We start from the raw sequence: 4,603 nt of genomic DNA, 5'->3' as shown, positions 1-4,603 counted from the left end.
GGGCCGGCCAGGCCCACAGGTAGATGCCGAAGCTGAAATCGCCCCAGCGTGCCGCTGCGCGCAGCCCCGGCCATGATCGTCGCCCGATCCACACGCTGCCCGCCGGCACGATCAGCAGGCTGCCGAGTTCCGGCTGGCCGAGCATGACGCACAGCAATCCGGCTCCGACCAGCACGGGCACGACGCGTTGGCGTTGATCGAAGTGAAACAGCAGTCCGCCGCAGAGAAAGAACGCGCCGAAGTACGCCAGGTGGGGGAAATTTCCCCAGTCAAGCAAGGCGCCGGCCAGGCCGGCCTGCCCTCCTTGCCACGCGAATACCAGCAGCAGGAGGGCGAGGACGGTCAGCGCCCCCCACCTCAACCGGCGACCCATCACCCATCCGCCCACGGCCAGCAGCAGGTAGCAGGCCATCTCGTAGCGGATCGTCCACAAGGCTCCATTCAGTTCATGGCGAACCGTCGGTCCGAACGGCTGCAGGTCGACCTCCCTGAAGAACAGCCTCGTGAACCACCATTGCACCCCCATGAGGTCGAGGTCGTCCCTGGCGTACCACCAGGCCGCGAGCCCGCAGACGATCACGTTGACCGCATAGGCGGGCCAGATGCGCAGGAAGCGCCGCTGTGCAAAGCGCAGCACCGACCCATCGCGCGCCCAGCTGCCGAACACGAGGTAGCCGCTCATGGCGAAGAAGACGAGCACGGCCAGGTGCCCCGGTGATCGCATCCCGCCCGGCAGCATCGGCTCGCTGCGACCGGTCAGCAGGAATGCGTGGCTCCACAGCACGGCCAGCGAAGCGACCAGGCGCACGCCATCGAAGTTGTCGCGATGCGTTGTTGCAGGGGTGCCAGCAGCCTCGACGTTCACACGCGAACTCCCTGCAGACAAAACGAAAACCCCGGAGAGTCGCATTGCTGCGGACTGTCCGGGGTTCTGTGTTGGTGGGCCCCGACAGATTCGAACTGTCGACCAACGGATTAAGAGTCCGCTGCTCTACCAACTGAGCTAGGAGCCCTGAAACTGGTGGGTTGTGCAGGACTTGAACCTGCGACCAACGGATTAAAAGTCCGCTGCTCTACCGACTGAGCTAACAACCCAGCAAGCCCATGACTATAACATGCCTTGCGGGGTCATCCTTGAATCAAGCCCGTGCGATGTCTGAACATCTTTGCGGGCGCTGCTTCAATTCAGCGGAGCCGCGATTGTAGCCCGATTTCGAGGGCTTCCGACGCCAGTACCAGTCCGAAAGTTGCCGTGACGACCACGCTCGATCCATAGCCGTGGCAGTTCAGGCTGCCGTCGGTTGTTGTGTCGATATCACAGGCGTCGCCCTCGGCGGCCGGCATCACCACCGCCTCGCGCGAGAACACGCAGCGCACGCCGATCGCGCCGCTGCGCGGGGCGCCATGCTGCTTGCGCAGGCGCTGCCGCAGCGAGGCCAGCAGCGGATCGTGCGTGACGTTCGCGAGATCGTCGACCTCCACCGCCTGCGGCCGGCGCTTGCCGCCGGCGGCGCCCGCCATCACGAGCGGCGTGCGTGTCGCGATCGCCCACTGCGCGAGCGCGAGCTTGGCCTGCACCTGGTCGCAGGCATCGATCACCGCGTCGACCGGGCCCGGCAGCAGCGCCGGCCAGTTGTCCGCGGTGACGAAGTCGTCGACCAGCTGCACGTCGCAACCCGGGTGGATGTCGGCAATGCGCTCGCGCAAGGCCTCGCCCTTCGCCTTGCCGAGCGTCGCGCCGGTCGCCTGCACCTGCCGGTTGATGTTCGACTCGGACACGTGGTCCATGTCGATCAGCACGAGCGACGCGATGCCGCTGCGCGCCAGCGCCTCCGCCGTCCAGGACCCGACGCCGCCCAGCCCCACCACCGCGACGCGCAGCGCACGCAGGCGCTGGTAGCCGGCCGCGCCGTACAGCCGGCGCAGACCGCCGAAGCGGCGCTCCAGGTCCGGCGCCAGCGGATCGGAAGCCAGCAGGTCGGAAACGGGCAGGTCGTTGACGGCGTTCACGGCAGCCCCGTCACTTCATCGACGCCAGCCGCTCCTTGGCAGCCTCGGCGGCCTCGGACTTCGGGTAGGTCTTCAGCAGGTCGTCCAGCGTGCGCTTCGCACCCTTCGCGTCCTTCAGCTCGAGCTGGCAGTTCGCGATCGACAGCAGCGCCTCGGGCGCGCGCGGACTGGCCGGCGCCACCTTCAGCAGCTCGCGGAACGACGCCGTGGCTTCGCGGTACTCGCGCTTGCCGTACTGCGCATTGCCGAGCCAGAACAGCGCCACGTCGTTGTAGCCGCTGGCCGGGTAGCGCTGGCGGAACGCGACGAAGGCCGACGCGGCGCCGGGGAAATCGCCCTTGCGCATCACCGCCATCGCATCGTCGAACTGCTTCTTCTCCTCCGGATCGACGAGGAATTCCTTGTCGTCCATCGTGACCTTCTGCGGTTCGAGCTTGCGGATGCGGTCGTCCACGCCCTGGGCGATGTCCTTCTGGCGGCGCTGCAGCTCGGACACATCGCGCGTGAGCTGCTCGTTCTGGCCGACCAGCCGTGCCGCGTCGCCGCGCATCAGCTCGATCTGCGTGTTCAGGTCGAGCAGGCTGCGCTTGAGCTTGCCGACCTCCTCGAGCAGCTGCGCGTTCATCTCGGCCTGGCGCTGCGCCTGCTGCTTGTTGCTCTCTTCGAGCTTGCCGCGCAGGTCGAGGATGGCCTTGCGCGCCTCGTCGTCGTCGAACAGGCCGGCGTGCGCGGCCGGCGCCGCCACCAGGGCCAGGGCCGCCAGCAGCGGCGCCCACCAGGCGCCGCCGGACCGTCCGCGAAGAATCGATTGCATGCCAGGCCTCCGGCTTACTTGGCGTTGAACTCGGCGCGGCGGTTCTTCGCCCAGGCGGCTTCATCGCTGCCCTGCACCGCCGGACGCTCCTTGCCGAAGCTGACGGCCTCGACCTGCGTCTGCGGCACGCCCAGCAGTTCCAGCGACTTCACGACCGCCTCGGCACGCTTCTGGCCCAGCGCCAGGTTGTACTCGCGGCCGCCGCGCTCGTCGGTGTGGCCTTCGATCGAGACCTTCTTCGCCTTGTTGGCCGACAGGCTCTTGGCCTGCGCTTCGATCGTCGGGCGGAACTCGTCCTTCACCACGTAGCTGTCGTAGTCGAAGTAGATGATGCTGCTGATCGCGGCCGGGGCGTTCTTCGTCAGGTCGACGCTCGCGACCTGCGACTGCGAGGTGCCGGCGTTGTTGGCGCCGCTGTTGGCCGCGGTGCCGCCGGTCGAGCGGTTTTCCACCGGGGCCGGCTTGTCGTCGAGCTTGACGCCGGAGGCGCAGCCTGCCAGGACGGCCGAGGTCAGGGCAGCGAGAAGGGTGAGACGAGTTGCTTTCATTGGAGACTCCTGGTCATGTTGTCGTCGAGAAAAGATGCGCCGGCCGCTTCGTCAGCGGCCGTACGGGCCCCACATGGGCTCGCGGACATCGGCGGCTGTCGACACCAGCTTCGCCTTGATCTTGCCGTCCAGCGTCGTGGTCATCAGCACGTCGCGCCCTTGTGCGCGCGATGCGTAGATGATCAGCCGGCCGTTCGGCGCAAAACTCGGGCTCTCGTCGTCGCTGGTGTCGCTCAAGGCCAGCGGCGTCGCGCCCGGGTTGGTCAGGTCCATCAGGTACAGCCGGAAGGCGTTGCCCTGGCGGGAAATGTAGGCGAGGTTGCGCCCGTCGGGGCTGAGCGACGGGCTGATGTTGTAGCTGCCCGAAAAGGTGACGCGCTCCACCGCCCCGCCGGCCAGCGCCGTGCGGTACACCTGCGGGCCACCCCCGCGGTCGCTGACGAAGTACAGCGTGCGGCCGTCGGGCGTGAACACCGGCTCGGTGTCGATCGCCTGGCTGGTGGTGATGCGCTTCGGCTCGCCGCCGTTGCGGCCCATCAGGTAGAGCTGCGAGATGCCGTCGCGGCTCAGCGTGACGGCCAGCGACTGCGAATCGGGCGACCAGGCCGGCGCGCTGTTCGAGCCGCGGAAGTTGGCGATCACGCGGCGCTCGCCGGTCGCGACGCTCTGCACGTAGACGATCGCCTTCTGCTTCTCGAATGACACGTAGGCCAGTTCCTGGCCGTTCGGCGCCCAGGCCGGCGAGATGATCGGCTCGGGGCTGTTCAGCGCGACCTGCCCGCCCTCGCCGTCGGCGTCGGCGATGCGCAGCGCGTAGCGGCTGCCGGTGCGGGTGACGTACGCGATGCGCGTCGAGAACACGCCCTTGTCGCCGGTCAGCTTCTCGTAGACGTAGTCGGCGATGCGGTGCGCGGCCAGCCGCAGGTCGGCCGGCTGCACGGCATTGCTCTGGCCGCCGAGCTCCTGGCCCTTGACGATGTCCCAGAGCTTGAAGCGCACGTCGAAGCGGCCGTCGGCCAGCCGCGTCACCGAGCCGGCCACCAGCGCGTCGGCGCCGCGGGAGCGCCATTCGCCCATCGCCGGCTGCGCGTTCTCGTCGATCGCGACGCTGGTGTCGACGCCGCGGAACACGCCGGCGCGCTCCAGGTCGGCCCGGATGATGGCCGACAGGGCCTGCGTGGTCTTGTCCTCGTCGCGGAATTTCGCGATCGCGATCGGCACCTGCGTCGCA

Annotated in this window: 5 protein-coding genes and 2 tRNA genes; all 7 read right to left on the bottom strand. The window is 68.2% G+C overall.

Annotation, left to right across the window (positions count from 1 at the left end; genetic code table 11):
• A partial coding sequence (locus AC1D01_RS21870; protein ID WP_477870017.1) for an acyltransferase family protein occupies positions 1–865 on the bottom strand: 865 nt, incomplete at its 3' end.
• 72 nt (positions 866–937) lie between these two features.
• Positions 938–1,013 (bottom strand) — tRNA-Lys (locus AC1D01_RS21865).
• A 6-nt stretch (positions 1,014–1,019) separates the two neighbouring features.
• A tRNA-Lys gene (locus AC1D01_RS21860) sits at positions 1,020–1,095 on the bottom strand.
• 90 nt (positions 1,096–1,185) lie between these two features.
• Positions 1,186–2,010, bottom strand: a complete 825-nt coding sequence (locus tag AC1D01_RS21855) for a tRNA threonylcarbamoyladenosine dehydratase (RefSeq protein WP_477870015.1) — start codon at positions 2,008–2,010, stop codon at positions 1,186–1,188.
• Positions 2,011–2,020: 10 nt separating this feature from the next.
• Positions 2,021–2,824: a tol-pal system protein YbgF gene (gene ybgF, locus AC1D01_RS21850; protein WP_477870013.1), complete on the bottom strand. Its 804-nt coding sequence runs from the start codon at positions 2,822–2,824 to the stop codon at positions 2,021–2,023.
• Between the two features lie 14 nt (positions 2,825–2,838).
• Positions 2,839–3,372 carry a peptidoglycan-associated lipoprotein Pal gene (gene pal / locus AC1D01_RS21845; RefSeq protein WP_477870011.1) on the bottom strand — a complete coding sequence of 178 codons (534 nt, stop codon included), beginning with the start codon at positions 3,370–3,372 and terminating at the stop codon, positions 2,839–2,841.
• 51 nt (positions 3,373–3,423) lie between these two features.
• Positions 3,424–4,603 (bottom strand): Tol-Pal system beta propeller repeat protein TolB (gene tolB / locus AC1D01_RS21840; protein WP_477870009.1); only part of this gene is annotated, 1,180 nt, incomplete at its 5' end.

It is taken from the genome of Rhizobacter sp. P3_B12 (assembly GCF_056402895.1).
This window is presented reverse-complemented; position numbering and strand designations above follow the sequence as displayed.